Origin of the sequence: Pseudomonas arsenicoxydans, assembly GCF_006438915.1 — a bacterium.
Classification (GTDB): domain Bacteria; phylum Pseudomonadota; class Gammaproteobacteria; order Pseudomonadales; family Pseudomonadaceae; genus Aquipseudomonas; species Aquipseudomonas arsenicoxydans_A.
The window spans coordinates 232,682-251,980 of record NZ_RCZE01000003.1; the positions used below are offsets into that span (position 1 = coordinate 232,682).

18 protein-coding genes are annotated in these 19,299 nt (G+C 54.1%); 3 read left to right on the forward strand and 15 right to left on the reverse strand.

The genetic code is table 11. From position 1 onward, the window contains the following. Positions 1-130: 130 nt before the first annotated feature. The 6 genes from EAH78_RS07735 to galE form a co-directional block, all read right to left on the reverse strand. Positions 131-2,209 carry a YjbH domain-containing protein gene (locus tag EAH78_RS07735; protein ID WP_140667055.1) on the reverse strand — a complete coding sequence of 693 codons (2,079 nt, stop codon included), beginning with the start codon at positions 2,207-2,209 and terminating at the stop codon, positions 131-133. Next, entirely contained in the window at positions 2,206-2,967 is a 762-nt protein-coding gene (locus tag EAH78_RS07740; protein ID WP_140667056.1) for a capsule biosynthesis GfcC family protein, read from the reverse strand. Before EAH78_RS07740 ends, EAH78_RS07735 begins: the two co-directional genes overlap by 4 nt. Beyond that, positions 2,964-3,629: a YjbF family lipoprotein gene (locus EAH78_RS07745; protein ID WP_140667057.1), complete on the reverse strand. Its 666-nt coding sequence runs from the start codon at positions 3,627-3,629 to the stop codon at positions 2,964-2,966. Before EAH78_RS07745 ends, EAH78_RS07740 begins: the two co-directional genes overlap by 4 nt. Before the next feature lie 14 nt (positions 3,630-3,643). After that, a complete protein-coding gene (locus EAH78_RS07750) occupies positions 3,644-4,699 on the reverse strand; it encodes a polysaccharide biosynthesis/export family protein (protein ID WP_140667236.1) in 1,056 nt (351 codons plus the stop codon). 142 nt (positions 4,700-4,841) lie between these two features. Continuing rightward, positions 4,842-5,081: a hypothetical protein gene (locus EAH78_RS07755; RefSeq protein WP_140667058.1), complete on the reverse strand. Its 240-nt coding sequence runs from the start codon at positions 5,079-5,081 to the stop codon at positions 4,842-4,844. 136 nt (positions 5,082-5,217) lie between these two features. Continuing rightward, a complete protein-coding gene (gene galE, locus EAH78_RS07760; RefSeq protein WP_140667059.1) occupies positions 5,218-6,240 on the reverse strand; it encodes a UDP-glucose 4-epimerase GalE in 1,023 nt (340 codons plus the stop codon). Positions 6,241-6,548: 308 nt separating this feature from the next. Between galE and galU the strand changes: the two genes are divergently transcribed. Both galU and EAH78_RS07770 read left to right on the forward strand, forming a co-directional pair. Next, positions 6,549-7,382, forward strand: a complete 834-nt coding sequence (galU, locus tag EAH78_RS07765) for a UTP--glucose-1-phosphate uridylyltransferase GalU (RefSeq protein ID WP_140667060.1) — start codon at positions 6,549-6,551, stop codon at positions 7,380-7,382. Positions 7,383-7,454: 72 nt separating this feature from the next. Continuing rightward, a complete protein-coding gene (locus EAH78_RS07770; protein WP_140667061.1) occupies positions 7,455-7,862 on the forward strand; it encodes a mannose-1-phosphate guanylyltransferase in 408 nt (135 codons plus the stop codon). 4 nt (positions 7,863-7,866) lie between these two features. On the opposite strand, the gene EAH78_RS07775 is transcribed toward EAH78_RS07770, so the two are convergent. From EAH78_RS07775 to EAH78_RS07810, 8 genes are all read right to left on the reverse strand, one after another. Then, a complete protein-coding gene (locus EAH78_RS07775) occupies positions 7,867-9,003 on the reverse strand; it encodes an SGNH/GDSL hydrolase family protein (protein ID WP_140667062.1) in 1,137 nt (378 codons plus the stop codon). A 13-nt stretch (positions 9,004-9,016) separates the two neighbouring features. Next, positions 9,017-10,054 (reverse strand): acyltransferase family protein, encoded by a 1,038-nt coding sequence (locus tag EAH78_RS07780; protein ID WP_140667063.1) that lies wholly within the window; start codon positions 10,052-10,054, stop codon positions 9,017-9,019. Positions 10,055-10,065: 11 nt separating this feature from the next. Further along, a complete protein-coding gene (locus EAH78_RS07785) occupies positions 10,066-11,169 on the reverse strand; it encodes a hypothetical protein (RefSeq protein WP_140667237.1) in 1,104 nt (367 codons plus the stop codon). Then, complete coding sequence (locus EAH78_RS07790; protein ID WP_140667064.1) at positions 11,169-12,389, reverse strand: polysaccharide biosynthesis C-terminal domain-containing protein; 1,221 nt, start codon at positions 12,387-12,389, stop codon at positions 11,169-11,171. The genes EAH78_RS07785 and EAH78_RS07790 overlap by 1 nt, the downstream gene beginning before the upstream one ends. Further along, positions 12,386-13,498 carry a polysaccharide pyruvyl transferase family protein gene (locus tag EAH78_RS07795; protein WP_140667065.1) on the reverse strand — a complete coding sequence of 371 codons (1,113 nt, stop codon included), beginning with the start codon at positions 13,496-13,498 and terminating at the stop codon, positions 12,386-12,388. Before EAH78_RS07795 ends, EAH78_RS07790 begins: the two co-directional genes overlap by 4 nt. Positions 13,499-13,513: 15 nt before the next feature. Continuing rightward, positions 13,514-14,596, reverse strand: a complete 1,083-nt coding sequence (locus tag EAH78_RS07800; RefSeq protein WP_140667066.1) for a glycosyltransferase — start codon at positions 14,594-14,596, stop codon at positions 13,514-13,516. 104 nt (positions 14,597-14,700) lie between these two features. Beyond that, complete coding sequence (locus EAH78_RS07805) at positions 14,701-16,929, reverse strand: polysaccharide biosynthesis tyrosine autokinase (RefSeq protein WP_140667238.1); 2,229 nt, start codon at positions 16,927-16,929, stop codon at positions 14,701-14,703. A 44-nt stretch (positions 16,930-16,973) separates the two neighbouring features. Then, complete coding sequence (locus tag EAH78_RS07810) at positions 16,974-17,414, reverse strand: low molecular weight protein-tyrosine-phosphatase (protein ID WP_140667067.1); 441 nt, start codon at positions 17,412-17,414, stop codon at positions 16,974-16,976. A gap of 272 nt (positions 17,415-17,686) precedes the next feature. On the opposite strand from EAH78_RS07810, the gene EAH78_RS07815 reads away from it, so the two are divergent. Next, entirely contained in the window at positions 17,687-18,658 is a 972-nt protein-coding gene (locus tag EAH78_RS07815; RefSeq protein WP_140667068.1) for a glycosyl hydrolase family 5, read from the forward strand. Positions 18,659-18,677: 19 nt separating this feature from the next. On the opposite strand, the gene EAH78_RS07820 is transcribed toward EAH78_RS07815, so the two are convergent. Then, positions 18,678-19,082 (reverse strand): hypothetical protein, encoded by a 405-nt coding sequence (locus EAH78_RS07820; protein WP_240051855.1) that lies wholly within the window; start codon positions 19,080-19,082, stop codon positions 18,678-18,680. Positions 19,083-19,299: the final 217 nt, after the last annotated feature.

Sequence of the window (19,299 nt, forward strand, 5' to 3'; positions counted from 1 at the left end):
CTTTTTCATGGGCGTCTATTAGGCCGCAGTGCTAATTCAAGAGTGGGATAGCGCAGAGAACACGGCGCCAGGTCTTGCAGTTGATACGGTGCGATCTACAGCGTCAGTTGCGCTGTAGATCGCCCGCCTTTCACTCGGTGATCTTGTCGAAGTTGCGATAGAACAAGTCGCTGTCACGGCTCTCGGTCATGGCGTGCAGCGAGTAGCTGCGATTGAGCCGTGCACCACCGTCCCGGGTCAGCGGTGACCAGACGATATTGGCGCGACGCATCGTCGACATACTCATCATTTCGTCGAATGGAATGGAGATGTAAATGCCCTTGTCGAAACTGCCTTCGCCATATTCCGCGCTGGTTGCAGTGGTCAACGTGGCCCAGGCGCCGAATTTCACACCATTGTTGAACTGCCGTGACAAGTCGAGTGTGGCGCCCCAATCCCGCGCCAGATAACGGCCGACGCTGACAGCCGCCTGGGCTTCGAAAGGCAGGTCGGTATAACCGGTGATGTGGCCGGTAACGGTCGAGTAATCCCGCAGGCCAAAACCTTGGTCAAACTCACGCTGACGCACGAAGTTCAGGTCCGCGCCGACAGACCAGCCCTGCCCCATTGGCCGGAACAGCACTTCACCGCCAACACCGGCAAACATCGATTCCAGGTAGCCACCGTAGACCATGCCATACAGGTCTTTATCCAACTGCTTGGCATGACTGAGCTGGAACATCGGCATAGTGACATCTGAGGTCGTCAGGTACTTGCGCAGGTCCGTCCGCACCCGGGGCAAGCCACTCGGTGCATCGTAGGTGAAGTGGTCGTAGTTGTTCGCCAGATTGGCACTGAGCAGGCCGCTCCACCAGGTATTGCGCGTGAAGCGGTACTCGGCGTCCACATCGGCAGTCAACTGATAAAGCAAACCATCAGGGCCACCGACGTTCTGTTTGTAACCCAGCCCAAGGCCATAGTTGAAGGGTTCAAGCGTCCCGGTATAGAGCGTGGTTTCCCGGTGCGGCATCGGCGCATTGACCTCGGTCGTACGGCGCAAGCTTTGCAACGGCTCCTCATTGTTGACCACCTCGCGAAAGGTCTCGCGAGGCACACTGGTTTCGTCCAGCGGCATGTCGTAGCGCTTGTTCACCAAGGTGAACCAGTCGATATCGTCGTTGACGCTGTTGTCCAGAATCCGGCTGGCCCGGCCGACAGCTTTTGCCGAATAGAAATAGGTTGACTGTTCGCCGTACACCAACAACTCAGAGCCACGCTGGGCAATGCGCTCGACTTGATAGCCCGCATTTTTCTGCAGTCGTTGGGACACGTTGGCCCAGTTGACCTGATCCGGCGCGGTGGCCGGCGCGTACGCCGGCAGACGCTCAGCCGGCGGATCGTAGGTCTTGGCCGGTGCCTTGCGGCTGACGAAGTTGGTGTGCAAGGTGATGCCGAACATGGCGGTATTGCCGCGTTCCCAGCCAGCGCTGAGATCAACCGAATCGGTCAGCTTGAACACCGCGCCGATATTCACCGGCGAGTCCTGCTTGATCTGGTTGTCCTTCGGCTCGTTCTTATAGTCGTTGCCTTCGTATTCCAGTTTCAGGCTGAGCGGCTCCCAGGGTGTCTGGTAGGTCACGCCGCCGAACAACGCAGGCCGTCCACGGAAGTAGGCATTGGTATTGACGTCGCCGGTACCCTCGCTGGATGGCCGGGTCTTGAAGCGATCATCCACCCAGCCCAACGGGTTATCGAAATCGCCGCGATTGCCCAGGTAACCCCAGGCAACCCCCGCGCTGAAATCGATGTCGTCATAGCGCTTGTTGGCGACCAAGAACTCGCTGGAGAACAGACCGGTACCACCGACGTCGCGAAAACCCACAGCCAACTCGGGCGCCCAGTGGCTTTCTTGCCACAGGCGCAGCTTGAGGTCCACGGCCTTGTCTTTATAGCTCTGGTCACCACTCAACGACTCGGGGCCGTATTTGCGGTTGGTGATCGCGGTATAGCGAAACGAGCCTTCCAGCCATTCAAAGGGCTGCAAGGACACGCTGTAGCGGCTATAGGGGCTGGTTCGGCTGGCATTCACGCTCAACTCGCCAGCCGGCGCCATTCGGGCCGTCGGCGTCTGCATCAAGCCCACGCCGCCGAAATCATTCTGGGTAAATCGCGGCTCTCCATGAGCCAGACCACAAGGCAACAACAGTACTGCAGCAAAACGTAAATTCAAGGAACCACCCCAGCCAGTTGCGTGGCAAGAAATTCGGCCAACTGCTGATTCAGTTCAGGTATAGGCGGACTAAGATCATCGTTTTTGACAGGGACCAGGATTTTGCTGCCAGCCGCAGGCACCTGCCCGCTTTCGCGATTCCACGGCGCAATGCCGACTCGGCGGGTGACGCCATCGGGCTGAATGATCCACAGGTAATCGGCTTCAGCATCGGCCAGCGGCGAACACCCTTGCAGGTAATCCCGCGCCTCCTGCATGGCGCGATACGCGAGCCGGCACGGTTCGGCAACAGCGCCCAACACTTCAACCACATCGGAACGCATCGGGTAGATCAGGCTGTCGCCGTCAGCCACGCGGGAGTTGAGCGCGAACCCGACCTCGACCGAGATTGGGTCCAGCACGGCCACCTGGCGCCCGGTGACGGGCCAATGGCTGACTTGCTCGTACAACCGCAACGCCAGCGCCGCCCGACTGGGCCGATCCAGGAGCAACGCGGTGCGCTGCAACACTTTCAAATCGAACAAGACGCCGGCTTTAAACCGAGTCTGCTCTTCGAGCAAGGGCTGTCGCAGCCAGGCCGCCGCCAGCCAGTAGCCTTCAGGATTGGGTTGCGCGACGCGCATTACGTCCAGCAGGCGAGCACCGGGTTGCAGTTCGACCAGCCCCGGATTTCGCACGTCGCCGCTAACCGAAACGGCCGCGCTCACGCCGCTGGAGATCAACCACAGGCACGTCCATAACACCTTGGGAAACTTCAACGGACAGTCCTGCGTTCTGAGGTCAGCTGAACGATCGTTACCCTGAGTTGCGCAGTCAGTTGCTGCTCGCTCTGCAGGATGAAACCGTTTTGCGGATTGACCCAGTAATGATTGGTTGCGTGCAGGCCAATAGCCGGTGCATCAATACGCTCATCGACACGCATCACAGCGTATTCCTTGTCCAGAATCCTGATGGTTTCCATGGGGTGTCGCGTGAAGCGACTGTTCACGGCAACACCTACTTCGTAGCCGTGATAGAGATCGATCCAGCGCTGGCTGGTGTAGCCATCGGGCAGCGAATGCAGCCCTTGCTTGAACGGCGAAACCGCCGCAAAACGGGTCCCGTCCAGATCGCCACCGAAGCCCAGTCCGACACTGCGAACAGCCAGGCCATCGCGCAGTAACAGCACTTGCTTGCCGGACGCGACCCAGTACTGCAAGTCGCCTCGTTCACGCACCATCGCCAACACACCTACGCCGGAAGGGGTGGTCAGTTTGAGTTGGGGGTAGCGAACTTCGGCGACTTGCGCCGGGGTCAATTCCAGGTCATCGGGCCCGCCGGCCACGGCTTTGAAGTTCGCCAGCGTGGCCTTCATCAGCGGGTTACATCCACACAACAGCAAGGCCGCCATCAAGCAGACGCTAACTTTCAACGTTCTCACAGTTGGACCAGACCTTATCGGGAGTTAGCTTCGCTTAAGTTGTTTTGTGCGGCAGCGCCCATGCCCAGAATCGAGGCCGATGGCACCAATTGACTGATGAAGCGGTTCCAGCGGGTGACGTTGGCAGGGCCCACATAAACAATGTCCTGGGGGCGAACATCGAAGTGGGTGGCGAGCGCCATGGCGGAAGGCGACTCGGCTTGCAGCTGATAAATTTTGGCAGGTTCTATATCGAGGTTTTCTACACCGCGGATGACGTACACGGCGTTGCCGTTAGAGGTGGTCTGATTCAACCCGCCTACCGAGCCAATAACATCGGAAAGATTCATCGTGCGGGTCTTGAAGGTCAACGCGCGTGGCTGATTGACCTCACCCATGACGTAAATTTTCTTGCTGTCGTTGTACGGCAAGTACAACTGATCGCCGCCTCTGAGGTAGACCTTTTGCAACTCGGCGTTCTGTTGATTGAGCGCATCAAGATTCAGCGGATATACCCGCCCGTTTCGCGTCAACAGCAACCCGGACAAGTCCGCATTAAGAGGGTCAATGCCGGCGGAACCCAAGGCTTCAACAACGTTGAGCGGATTGGTGGAAATCGCTTGCGGACCGGCTTTCAACACGGCGCCCGACACCACCACTTTCTGACTGGCAAAACGCAACACCGCGACATCCACTTGCGGGTCCGAAATGAAGGTCGACAACTTCTCGGCCATATCGGATCGCAGTTGCTGGATGGTCTTGCCGGCAGCCTGGACTTCTTTGATGTATGGGTAGTAGAGCGTGCCATCGGAGCGAACAAGACGGCCGTTTGCATCGATCTGCTGCTGCGCGCCGGAAGGCGCCGTCAGCTCGGGGTGATCCCATACCGTGATGTACAAGACATCGTTGTTACCAATGCGGTACTCGGCGGGTGGGGTCAACAACTCCGGAGGGATTGACTCATGGACCTGTGTTGCCCTGTCCATGGCGATGAGCTTGGGGGTGATCGGAATCAGCTCGACCCGACTGCTTTCGCTGGCACCTTCGCGAGTGATATCACTGGTGCTCATATGTTGCCCCGGCGAAAACATACAACCTTGCAAAGCAATACTTGCCAGCATTAAAAAAGGAACACTACGAATCATAATGGCACTACGCTATTCAAGGGCAAACCCAAAACAAGATCGCCCAGTGTTAGCCGGGCAATCTTGTATTACACGTGCGAAAAATTTCTTAGTTATGGGTGCCGGTCGTCCCGGTAGTACCCGTGGTGCCGGTGGTCCCGCCATTGGAACTTCCACCGCTGTTGGACGCGGCCACCGCACCTGCAACCAGTGCGGTGCCCGCCAATATTGCTTGTCCAGCCGTCACATCACCGACAACTTCGGTATCCAGCGTGAGCGCCTCTTCTTCGGCTGCGAGTGCCCAGCTGCTCATCATGGACAACAAGGCTATTACCATCATCTTTTTCATATCAAACTCCTTCCTGCGAGTTCTTTATATCTACGGACTTGCCGACTGGGTTGCCAGTCAATTTTCCCGACCATAATTAACATCGCGTCCTGATATAACAGTTCAGCAGAAAAACAGGGCGTTGAACGCCCGCCCATCAGTCTTGACCGGCATATCCGCGGGGATGATTCGATTGCCAGCGCCAGGTATCCGTCATCATCTCCTGCAAATTCCGAGTGGCCTTCCAACCCAGTTCTCTCGCTGCCTTGGAGGGATCGGCCCAGCACTCGGCAACATCGCCCGAACGTCGTGGCATCACGCGATAAGGCACCGCCCGTCCCGAAGCCTGCTCGAATGCCCGCAGTACTTCCAAAACGCTGTAACCGTCGCCGGTGCCCAGGTTCCAGATATTGATCCCGGTGCGCGTCGATATCGTCTGCAACGCCTTGAGATGCCCGTCCGCCAAGTCCACGACGTGGATGTAGTCGCGCACGCCGGTGCCATCGACGGTGGGATAGTCGTCACCAAATATCGACAACTCCTGCAGACCGCCGACGGCAACCTGACTGATGTAAGGCACCAGATTATTGGGAATCCCGTTGGGGTCTTCACCCATAAGCCCACTGGCGTGAGCGCCGATCGGATTGAAATACCGCAACAATGCGATGCTCCAGCGTGACTCCGCCGCGCACAGGTCATGCAGTACATTTTCGATGATCAGCTTGGATTGCCCGTAGGGGTTGGTGGGCGTGCCCGTCGGAAAGTCTTCACGAATCGGCATCTGCTCAGGCGCGCCGTACACCGTGGCCGATGAACTGAACACCAACCGGAATACCCCGGCCGCGGCCATGGCCTGACAGAGCGTAATGCTTCCGCACACATTGGATTCGTAATACTCAAGCGGCTTGCGCACGCTCTCGCCTACGGCTTTGAGGCCGGCGAAATGCAGGACCGCATCAATGGAATGTGCCTGAAAAATCCGGTCGAGCAAGGCTCTGTCGCACACGTCCCCGTGAATCATCAACGCGGATTTTCCGCAGATGGCCTCAACGGCATGCAGAGCTGCATCAGAGCTATTGCAGAGGTTGTCCAGCACAACCACTTCGAAGCCCGCTTCAAGCAGCGCAAGTGAGGTGTGTGAACCGATATAACCGGTTCCACCCGTTACCAGAATCTTCATAGAGCGGTCCATAGTGGGGTATTGAAGTATTCAACTGCGCGCCATGATTAAAACTTTTGGCGCACGCAATCATTGACGCCAATGACTTATTAGCACTTCACAGGAACCGACACTATTAATAGATACCGACTAAAACTAACTAAATACCGACAGCCCCGACAACTAATAACATTTACCCCATTCTGCGCATGCCATTAATTGCCATCAAACCATGTCTGAGGTATTAAAGTACAACCACCGTAAAACATCCAAACTCACGGCCACCGTCTTCTGTGTGACTGTGAACAATGTCTTTCCAGGATATATCTATGATTCGTAAATGCTTGTTCCCCGCCGCCGGCTATGGCACGCGCTTCTTGCCTGCAACAAAAGCAATGCCGAAGGAAATGCTGCCGATCGTCAACAAGCCTTTAATCCAATACGCCGTTGAAGAAGCACGGGACGCCGGTTTGCAGCACATGGCTATCGTGACCGGTCGGGGCAAACGCGCACTGGAAGACCATTTCGACATCAGCTATGAACTGGAACACCAGATTCGCGGCACCGAGAAAGAAAAGTTTCTGGCCGGCACGCGCGAACTGATCGAAACCTGCACCTTCGCCTACACCCGCCAGGTCGAAATGAAAGGCCTGGGCCACGCGATTCTCAGCGGTCGTCCCTTGATCGGTGACGAACCCTTTGCCGTGGTACTGGCGGATGACTTGTGCCTGAACCTGCAAGGTGACGGCGTACTGGCACAGATGATCAAACTCTACAAAAAATTCCGCTGCTCGATCGTGGCCATTCAGGAAGTCCCGCGGGATCAGACTCACAAGTACGGGGTGATCGCCGGCGAGCTGATTTCCGATGGGATATACCGCGTCAACAGCATGGTTGAAAAGCCAGCCCCTGAGGATGCACCGTCCAATCTGGCAATCATTGGCCGGTATATTCTGACCCCCGATATTTTTGATTTGATCGCCGATACCCAACCTGGCAAGGGCGGCGAAATCCAGATCACCGATGCGCTCATGAAGCAGGCGCAAAATGGTTGCGTGCTGGCCTACAAGTTCGAAGGCTTGCGCTTCGATTGTGGTGGCGCAGAAGGCTATATCGACGCCACCAACTTTTGTTATGAGCAGTTGTATCTCAAGGGCCTTTAACCAAACGACCCAGCCCAATCACCGCTCACCTTGCGGAGCACTCGTCACACTCTTTCATCCAGACAGGCCACTATGACCACTGCAAAACGCTCGGTAGACACCGAACTGAAAGCGAGCAACTACGGAATGATGGCCTGGCTGTCAAAAGCGCCATCGTTATCCTTTGACACGGCTGCATGGCTGGGCACAACCCTGCTGGTTGAGCGGATCGGGGTATTCCCCTCTTCGGGCGATATCCATCGCCCGATCAGGGATCCTCTCTCCCTCTTGGCTCACCTGAAAAGTCTGTATGCCGAGCAGGCCCTGGATATCGATGAACGCGACGGGCTTAAAGTGATTTTCAACGATTGGCGATTCCGGGTTCGCGTCCGATACAGCGACCCGGCGATCGTCATCAATGTTGAAACGCGGTGTGACCCCGAACTCATGCCTCGGAAAACTGCAGAGCTGCTGAGTCAACTGGAACACTTCGAGCGGTGAAGGATTACTTTGAAGCGGCACCACACGGTGGCTCACCGACAAGTAGTCGATAGAAGTAATCGGCAATTAGCCGACCTCCCGAACCCGGGATGGGGTGAATCTTGTCCGGGCCGATCATGGGGGTCGGTCCGTTGCTGGCGTAGCGCTTGAAGTCAGAGCCGAACGCACACTGCAAATTCCAATAGGGAATGTTCTGCGAACGCGCCCACGGTTCTAGTACCTGGGCATAGTCCGACATCGGATAGGCACTGGAACGTGTCGTGTCCTCGCGCAGAATCACATTGACGCTCGCCGCTGGATGAACCTCGCGAACCATCCGCACCAAGCCTTTCATGTTCTCCAGATAGTCCTTGGGCTTCACGCCAAACCCTTGGTCATTGCCGCCCAACATAATCAGGTAAACATCTGCCGGTATCTTTGAAACGACGGCCTTCCACTGGGTTTGCCATTGGCTGTCGTTTTTATAGAAGTCAGCGGAAGCGGCGCCCGACGCAGCAAGTTTTGAGACCCGGACACCGCCACGGTCATTCGCCATCCACAGGCCAAACAAAGTCGGAGCACCCTTCACCACTTCGAGCCTCAACGCCCAATCATCACGGGTAGGGACAATTAATTGCACTTCCTGAACCCCGGAACCCGCCATCGTCAAAGACTGCCACGTGTCGGAAGATGCCCACCGGTACCTCATCTCACTGGTTTTACCGTTGCCCAGGTAGAGCAGTTTAGCTTGGCCAATGGACGTATTGATCACGGCCGTCTGCTTAGCGTCGACCTCAATATAAGCACCCGCCTGCCCGGTCACCGTACGACTGTCCGGGCTCGCCTGCCCAAGACTGGAAACATCCCAATCACCACCGAAGTATTGTTTGTTGCTTCGGGTGTACTTGAAGTTCGTACCGCCGAGCGCGGTGCCGTGGTTAAACCCGACATAACCAGGCCCGGCGAAACCGAAGACTTTCGCCAGGCGCTGAGTGAGGTCATTCAGATAAAAGTCCTGTCCGGCGCTGTAGCTATCGCCAATCACCGAAATATTCAGCACCTCCCCCGACTTACCCTTGCCCAGTCCGGAAAGACGTTCGCTTGAACTTCTTGCCTCAATAACCGGCATCGAAACGGGAGGTACATGATCGATATAAACCATTTGCCTCATTCCTCTATTTGGCGGTCAGGAGTAAGACATCTTCAGCCCCTTTTTTGCGGCTCGCCCGCTCGCCCAAAAACAGCACAGAAGTCAGGGTGAAACGGCTGAACACGTTCGACAAAACCACCGGCCCCAACAATCCGCACAGCACACCGCCAAAGACCAGGACGCTTTCGTCCGTGACGCCCAAGCGACCCAACGCGAACCGTGAACTGGCGGCAAATAGCACGTGAAAAAGGAATATTGCGTAGGAATATCCACCGAGCCAGATCAGCGCTTTCGAGCGCATGTCACTCGACAGCAGCGCGACGCAGGAAGTACAGCCAACGAGCAATCCGACCAGGCTTCTACGATCGACGATGAGTTCGCGATCCACAGCGGCAACGTAAAGCAGTGCGACCGATATCAAGACGAACACCACAGGCCCGATCACTTTCAGCGAACGCTTTAAAGCGTCGACATTCTCGTGGCAAATCATCCCCGTCACGAAGAACGGAAGCAGATAAATAGCACCGTTGATGCCAATCGCATCGACCGGAACAAGCGGCATCAGGAACACTGCTGCGGAAAACAAAAACAACAGGTACAGGCGAGTCGGCGTCTGTAGCAGACCGCGCCACTGAAGAAACCCGACAAACATGAAGATGATAAAAACCGCCTGCAAAAACCAGAAATGGTTAACCGGCAAGTAAAACGACAACAAAGCGTCCATCAACCCGACGTCCTTATTCACCCCCGGCGCCACAGCCTGCAACACCGAAAATGGAACACCGACAAAGAACAACGGCACGATCAACCTTCTGACCTTGCCCACAAAATAAGCAGAGAAGTCATTGCCTCTGATTTTGTAAATGGAATAGATATAGCCCGATATAAAGGTGAACAACGGCATCCGGACGTACACCATCGAGTCGGCGAGGATTCGGAAAGGTGATCCCAGGTCTATTTTCAGTCCGCCGCCCAATGGCCCTATCACGTGATAGAGCACCAGCAGCAGGCACGCCAGGCCTCGGAGCGTTTCTATTTCCAACGACTTTTTCTTGCTTTGCATAACCACAAACCTCAGTTCAAGACGCTTGAATCAACCGACTCAGGTTTTTTTGAGCGCAACTGCAACCCCAGCCCCAGAAACAGAACCGGCACCACCATCGAGAAATGTCGGGCAAACGAGCCGAAGTCAGGCTCGAACAGGCCCTGCACCAATAAAAAGGACAGTGGGATAGCAATAAGCTCTTTGACTTTCGGTTCGATGAGCGAGCCCTTGTAGTGACTCGACGTCATCATTTTGAACATCAGCAATGAGGTCATCATCATCAGGACGACAAAGATGATCTGCCCCAGGCCCGATAAAAGTATTAACTCCACCGGGAACGACAACCTGAAAAAGATGCTCATCGAATCCACCGCCTGCGAAACGAAGTCACCGCCGTTGATCCACGACACGATCAATGACTTTGAGCCCTCCTCACCCAGCGTGCGCTGTTCATTGTTACTGGCTCGAATGGACGAAACCGAATAGCCGACCAGCACCTGAATCGCCGTTGCGATCGCTAGATAAAACGCGAACAACATCAGGAAAAAACTGACACGCGACACATGCTTTTTCATGACGCACACGCCGACCCAGACCAGCGAAAACAAAATCCAGTAGGGCCGAATCAGCACGCCGTAAAACAGCGCAGACAGAAAAAAGCCCGCTCGGTATCGCTTCGAAAATGAAAAAACCAGAATGGCAATCACCGCCACCGAGACAATGATTTCCTTGGTCAGGTTATCGAGGAAGAACGACCTGACCACGCCCCACAAACACAAGGTCAGGAAAATCGTTATCGGTATTCTTCTGAAGATAAAGATCGGTATCGACGTCAGAAACAGATTGCACAGCATCCCGTAGGCCCAGGCATTGGTCAGGTTTATGCCGGTGGGACGCAGCAAGTAAGCGGAGCATTCGTAAGAAGACCGGTCTGGCGAAAAGGGATTCCAGAAGTTGCAGTTGTCTGAACGAACGTAAGACGACCACAACGTCATCGCATCCGGGCCTGGCTCGCGGTGCATCAACAGCGGCATCGCAATGGACAGGAACAGGCCACAGAACACAATCAGGAACGAGATCGACGAGTCGAGTTTTCGTCCACGAAACTCAATGGAAGGCAAAGACAAAGCCATTACAACGCCCCCTTCGCCCGGGTAAACCTGGTTAGCAAAGCGATAACGACCAGCTGCACCGTAATCGAGAAGACATTCCCCCACGCCGCGCCATAAATTGAATAATGTTTAATGAGTACATAGCTGACAGGCAGTGAAACCATCAGGCAGATCGCCGCACTGGCCAGCGACACCCGACTGTTCTTCGACGCAATAAGGCCGCCCCATACGATGTCGCCGACGGCCCGAAGGGCAAAGGAGACAATCAGAATGGATAAAATCCGGTTATCCGGACGCGGGACTGCAACGTCCACGTAATCCAGCAGGACGTTGAAGAAGGCATAAATCAGCACAGCCACCGCACAGGAAACCACGAGAGAGCGCAACACCCATTGATTCAGGAACAGTTGCCGGACTGTCAGCGCTTGCTGATTATTCTTGTAGCGCTTGGCAAGTACCGGAATGCCGACGACGGCAACAACTGCATAGGACAGCGCTTGCAAGGTGTTGGCCGCAGACCAGGAATACACGTACTTCCCAAGACTTGCGTACGGTTCAATGTCCAGAATAAGAAAACGCTCGGCGTACTGACTTAATGCGATCAGGCCGCCGCCCATATAAAAGGGCAGCCCTGCTCGCCAGACTGAAACGGTGGTGACGGCACCGACTTCCCGCCCCTTGTGAACGTTAACCACAATCAAGTAACCGGCCACGATCACCAGGAGATTGGTGACCACCCATAACCAGAGAACACTGGCGATGCTGGACACCACGCCCGTCATCAATCCTGCGACAGCAAGCAACGCCCAGAGCCCGGTTTTTATGAAAAACAGCAGCGCTCCCCAGTTGGCTTTTTGCGCCGAAAAAACAAACGAGTTTATTTCGAAGGAGAGATGTTCGGTGAGCAGCAGAAGCGTGACGCAAGCGATCAATGCGACACTGGCCTCAACATCGCTGAAGAGCGAGTACAGGGCAACCGTGACCACCGACAACAACAAACCAACGGCCAGGTACAGGACCAGTACCCTATCGACGACGAACCGCGAACTGCCCCCGACGCTGATCAGCCGATTGATTTCAGAACTGAACCCGACACTGTAAAACTTCGAGGCTATCAAAGAGGCAGCCACCACGACGCCGTAAAAGCCCAATGCGTCATAACCCAGGTAATGAGTGATGGCCAACACCAGCAAAAACTTTGCGCCTAATGCGCCTCCCCGTAGCAACAACCGAAATATCATCGAACAATCCCTTTGATGATATTGTCCATCTGCACCGTTTTGGCTTCGATTTCTTTACAGGTGTCCGTGAGTTTCTTGCCGAATCGAGTGAGCGCGTTGGGGGCGTAAACCGTGTCGATGATAGTGTCGACATTGATGTCGCCTCCGTTGATCACCCAGTCTTCCACGCCCATGTCCTGATACGCACCGAAGCCTTTGCGTTCATAACTGATATGGAACGCGGGTACACCGGCGAGGAGTGACTCAATCGCCCCGTGCAACCTGACGGAAATAACCAAGTCTGGCTGATACTTCGCCAGTGTCGCCTTCAAGGGTAGCAGGTCTTCGGTAATGCCGAGTTCCCGGTAGAACGCGCCATCGTCGTTGCCGCGCACAGCGCTTTGCACAGCGCAGACCACTTTGCTTTTCGCCCTTAGTCTCTGCAATAGAAGCTTCAGGTTGGCGACGTAGGCAACTTTCTTCTCTCTGTTCCATTCCGGCGGTTTGCGTAAAACAACGCAGACCACAGCAGGAGATGGCGCACAGCGGGTGAACTTGGGCTGCACCAGAATCTTTTTCGCTAATGCTTGAACCGCCAGGTCTGGCGCCCGGTAGACATTTTCGTGGGATTGAAAAATAGCTGACGATCTGTTGTCCCTGACAAATACCGCATCGGCACTGGCGTAATGTTCCACGATTTTGCTGCTCTCGCCATGGAACGGACCGATACTTTGCGGGAGATAAACCGACGGCACCTTGCTCAAGATCGCCGTTTCAAGCTGTTTGGCATGACCCAGTTTCAGCTTGATATGTTCGAAGGTGCTTTTTGAGCGCATGTACCCACCACCTACCCCGACGATCAAATCGGTGGTGCTCAAGAGATCGGCCAGGGGGGCGTAAGACTGGTTAAGAAAAACCGCCTCCTTCACCCTTCCGAACCCTTTGGCCGCCATGACCGGTGCGTCATACCGCTTATACGGAAGATAACTGAACGACTGCGGGTCTGACGCAACTACGTTGATTAAAGTATCTGCACCAAAGTTGCGCAGCACCATAGCGATTGCCAAATCCACGAGAAGCCCATCACCCGAGTTTGACGCACTGTAGCCATGCAAAATAGTTACGTTCATGATCTTGATTTCTACTTAATAAGTTTTAGCGGAATACACGTCATAGGTTTGCTGGATCATCAACGTTGCGCTGAACTGTTCGCGCACTTTCCTGCGGCTTTCAGCGCCGAGTTCCAGCAGCTTCTGCTTCTTGATATTCAGCAAAATGCGGGCAAGCGCCTGGTAGTCGCCGGTCGAAAACAGGTAACCCGTGAAGTTGTCCGCCACCAGTTCAGGGAGCGATGTACAGTCACTGGCAATCACCGGCACGCCCATCGCCATCCCTTCGAGAGGCACCATGGCAAAGCCCTCCCAGCGACTTGGCACAATCAGGGCATCTGCCGTTTTATACAGTTCGTTTACTTCAGCGGGCGTCACCCAAGGCAGGTACTCCACGGCATCAATATCGGGGCAGTCGACGGCGTCTTCGTTGACCGCACTGCCAACGACAGTGAGTCTCAAGTCAGTTCGCTCGACTTCAGCGAACGCCTTGAGCAAAAGATCGAAGCCTTTCTGGTAGTCCAGTCGACCGACAAACAGTAGGTGAATGTCCGTACTGTCGCTGGTTTTGTTCTCATCACTTTTATAATGAATGCCGTTGTAGATCAGCTTCATACGGTGACGATCGATACCAAACGATGCGGCTTTATCCATTTCATACTGACTGACACAGATAATGACATCGGTCACTTTCTGCAAAACCCGCTCAATCAGCGAATACACTTTCTGTTTGACAGGAGAACTTTCCATCAAAAAGGAAAATGCGTGCGGGCAATAAACAATTTTAGGTGACCGCCAAGGGTACATGACCAGACAGACACACCGGCCGATCACCCCGGAGAACGTGCTGTGCAAGTGTACGACATCCGGTTTTTCCTTGAACATCACACAGGCCAGTTTCCAGGCAAACCGCAACAGGGACATGACGTCGCGCTTATTCCGGGAAAAGGTCCTTATGTTTTTCTCATCAATACCGTGCAGCTCTTTCTTCTGATCGAACGGAACCAGATAAACCAGTTCATACTTCAGTGCGTGGTCCTGAGGAGGGATCGATATCGTACGGATGACCGTCGCAACGCCCCCTTTGATTGTTTCCGCCACGTGCAGTATTTTTTTCATAATCCATCTATCTCCATGAACTTAGTCGCAGGCAAGCAGCGTTGAAAGTGGATAACAATCGTTAAACCACTCTCAACTCGATTACTTGGTAGAAAGAACTCGCATCAGGACTTGTCAGAGGCGTACTCATAGTTGTAATAGCCATAACTGCTATTACTGTAATAGCTGGACGCGCGCTTCTCGATGCCGTTAAAAATGGCGCCCTTCAACTCGATACCGTTTTGCGCAAATCGACGTATTGTCAATTCGATCTCTTTGGCAGGATTCACACCAAAGCGAGTCACAATCAGATTGATAGCGGCTTCACGTCCTACGATGGCAGCATCTGTCACTGCCAGAAGAGGTGGTGTATCAATGATCACCACATCGTAAAGCTCACTCAGTTCCGCCAGGAGCTCTCTGAAGTTGGCATGCATCAACAGCTCTGATGGATTAGGCGGTACCTGCCCGCGACTAATGAAATGCAAGTTCTCCGTTTCAACTCTATTGATCGCCTGATCGATACTGCAGCGTTTGGTTAATAGATCGGATAAACCATTGGTAATCGGCGTTGCCAGAGTCTTGTGCAGATGACCTTTGCGCATATCGGCATCGATCAGTACGACCCGCTGCCCGCTTTGAGCAATGACCGCGGCCAGGTTCGAGGACACAAATGTTTTGCCCACCTGCGGACTCGGCCCGGAAATCATGATCCGGTTGTTGGTCGCATCCAGCCCCGCAAAATGCAAACAGGTTCGCAGGCTGCGTATCGACTCGATCGACAGGTCAGTAGGATTACGCAGGGCCAACAGAAAAGACGGGGTGTTGACGGCGTCGCCCAGCCGAAGCTTTTTGCTGTCTTCTTCCCGTTGCAGGTCGCTGTACGGAATGGAGGCATAAACCGGCAACCCCAGCTGTTCGATGGCTTCCGGCCCCTCGAGTCCTCGGCTCAGGGATTTACGCACCAACACCAAGGCAACACCGACAAACCCGCCAAGGAAAGTTGCAATCAGAACGATCAATGCCTTGCGCGGTTTGACCGGCGTTGTGGTATCGACGTCGGCGGTATCGATCAACCGCGCATTGCCGACCGCCCCTGCCCTTATGATGTCCAGCTCCTGGGATTTATTCAGCAACTGGGTATAAATCTGTGTCGCAACTTCCACATCACGAGTGAGGTTCAAAAGCTCCTGCTGCGTTGCCGGGAGATCCTGAACCTTCTTCTCCAAGCCATGGCGTTGTTTGCTCAAATCCCCGATTTGAGCCATCAAGGCGCGGTAGGCCGGGTGTTCTCGGGTGAACTTTCGATCCAGGTCCGCTTGCTGGAGTTTCAGATCGGAAATGCGCGTATCCAGCACCACCATTTGTTCCAGAACAGACTTGGTTTCAAGCGAGATATTTACCGTATTGCCGCGGGTTTGATAGCTGTTCAGCGCGTTGCTGGCTTTGACCAGATCCTCTTTGACTTGAGGAAGTTGCGCCTGCAGGAAGTCCAGGCTCTGGGCCGCCTCGGCAGAGGTGCGTTGCACATTCTGCTGTACATAGAGTGCCGAGATCTTGTTGAGGATCTTCACCGCCAGGGTGTAGTCGGTGCTGGCAAGGGCCAGGCTTATAATGCCCGACTCTTTACCTTGCTCGGAGACATCAAGAGCGTCCTGGTAATTCTGAATGGTGACAATCCGCGGATTGCGCACGACTTCGAATTTAGTGCCCGGATTCGCCGCTATGCGCGCGACAAACACCTCGACTCCATTTTCTACAACTGCGGTACCCGTGGTGCCGGCGGCCAATAAACCGCCATTGTCATCGTAGAGCTTGAAGCGGTTCTGCTCTTCGGCCACCAGGGTCAGTTTTTTGCCCAGCAGATCATCAGGTAGCTTGAGCTTTTCAATATCAAGGCGCTCGCCACCCCAGGCATTACTGCTCATGCCCAAGCGCGCAGGCGAAACACGTTCCGTGGGGGTACTTTTATATCGCCGCGCAATAAAACCGCCCACAACGGGAAAGGTATTGGGCGTAATTACGATATCCAGGCGCAGGTCATCGACGGTTTTACCGATGACCGCGCGGGACTTGATAATTCCGATTTCGGTCGCCGCCGGGGATTGGCCACCCAGCATGCTGCTGATATCCGAAAACCCCAACATGTCGTTCTTTTTCGGTTCGACCTGTACCAACGCGTTTGCCAGATACACAGGTGGCGATAGTATCGAATAGGCGGCGCCGGTCACCATGAACGCACCGGTGATGGCACCTATCAACCACTTATGATCAATCAATGTGCCCAGTAAGCCGAGAAGATCAATCTCGTCTCCCTCTTTATCCCGGGTGCTGACTACTGACGGTAACTGCATAAGGTCTATTCTTTTACCTTTAATACTAATCTGAAAATCATCCATCAACGTCCGAGGCGCTGTGCCCATGAGCAAACAGCATCTTCAATCAATGCATGAGCATGGACAAAAGCAGCTTTTCCTTGACGATACGGGTCCTTTATTTCGCGCTCACTCTGCCACTTGCCCAGAAGAAACACTTTGCCCCTCGCGTGCGGGGCAATATTCAGCACGCCATTTACATGCTCTTTTTCCATGACCAGAATCAGGTCTGATTCATTAACAATCGCAGGGGTAATTTGCCGCGCTTTAAACCCTTGGGCAGCGCGCCCCTTTTCTTCGAGAACGGAAAGTGCGTTGGGCTCCATAGACTCGCCCACACGCGCGTCCAGCCCCGCGGAGGTTACCGAGATATCTGAAGGCCCCAGCGCGTTGCGCAGCAACATTTCAGCTGTTGGACTTCGGCAAATATTGCCCACGCATACGATAAGAATTTTTCTGAACAAGGCTACTCTTCCCGTGTAGTTGTCGAATCGGCCAATGTGTAGCAGGGATATGAGTGAACCGATAAGATCGGTCCCGCATTCAGAGAGGGATCAATCATGGAAATACAAGTATATTAAATACCACGACACATAAAAAACGCCCAACCAGAATAGCCGGACCAAAAATAACGACGGCAACATGCGTATTATTTTTCCGACTAAAAATAACAATGGTACAGCGGCAATAGCGAATTGATGATATGGCTGTGTTACTCATCTCTCAGGAATCAGACATGACCTTAACGTGTTTTCGATGTATTACCGCTTCAACATTATTGATATTCGGCGCATTCAATCACGTTAACGCCAACCAGGCTTTTCCAGCACTGGCAGAGGACAACAAGACCATAGGCGTTCAGGTAAAGATTCAAAACTTCTCTGCCACCGATGCCCGGCAGATCAAGGATTCAGGCTTCGGATTCGTGCGCTTTGGCGTATGGACCAACAGCTTGAACAGCCCGGCGTACCAGAATCAGATCAATGAAGCTTTCGCTGCCGCCAACTCCGCCAACCTGCCGGTATTGATGACCGTTCGCTCAACCAAAGCGTTAACCGGCAAAACTAAAAGCAGCGGCGATGAACTCGCCAGCGCAGGTGCGGCATTCGCAAATTCAGTCATTGGCCTGGAAAACACATACAGCACGCAGCTCGTGGCCATTGAAATCTGGAATGAACCGGACTTGCCAAAATACTGGCCCACACAGAATTTTGAAGTAACCTTTGTGCCGTTTATGAGCGCGGTGTGCAACGGGTTACAAAAGCGCGAGCATTCGACACCGCTGATCGGGTTTGGATTCGCACGGGCACCCACTACAGGTACCAAGTCGAGCGTAGCACTGGCTAAAATCATTACTGAGCATCCAAAATGCCTGAGTGCTGTCTCCTATCATCCGTATGGTATGTCGGATACTGAGATCAGCAATGCTCAGGCATTTATTCTCAACAACTTTCATGTACCCGGGGTGATTACCGAATGGGGAGTGCCATCGCTCAGCTCCATCGGAGGAACAACCGGACAAGCCACACGCATCACCAAGTTCATTACAGACGTCAAACAACTGAACATACCGCTGACCTCTCTTTATGAATGGAAAAACAGTGACTCGGGCAGCAATGATCGTGAACGTAGTTTTGGATTAAAGTCTTCTGATGGCAACTCAAAACCAGCGGAAGCGGCTGTCAAGACGCTATTAAAGGCACAATAGCGAATAACGGCCTCCGCGGTTAATGGGGGCTCTTGTTCGTACATTCGGAAAAACTCGTCGCGTCAACCGCCAGTGAGGCTTCCACCAGCACTTCCAACAATACGACTTGCGCTTCAATGCGCAGGGCTTGCTGACGCTGTTGCGCGTCGTTCATTTGCTCCATCATTACGCGGGTGACCTGAGAGGGCGTGCTGTGTTTCACTCGCTGCAGCCAGCCGGGGATATTTTTTGCGGCTTTAACCCTGCCCATTTCAACCACGCCCTGCAAATTATCCGGGTGGTTATCTTTTGAAACCGTCAACAACTCTTCAAATACTTCGGTGAGTTTCTTCAGGACATAACCCAGGATAAGGTCATCGAAGGCCTCCACATTTCCAGACACCTGCTTCCCCTGTAAGGTCATCTTCCCGTCCGACACATCCATTTATCAGCAGCACGTTACACGGCATCCGGGCCTCACTATTTGACATATTATAACGGCGGGCCCCGACTCTTTTTAACGGCGCCCCTTCTCAAGATAAGGCGTCAGCGGTCAGTTACCTTGAACCTGTGCCCGGTTTTGGCATCGTATTAACCGATACCGTGCCCCGCCATTCAAACAGCCGTTTTCAGGTTGTTGCCGCTCGGGCCATTGATACGTA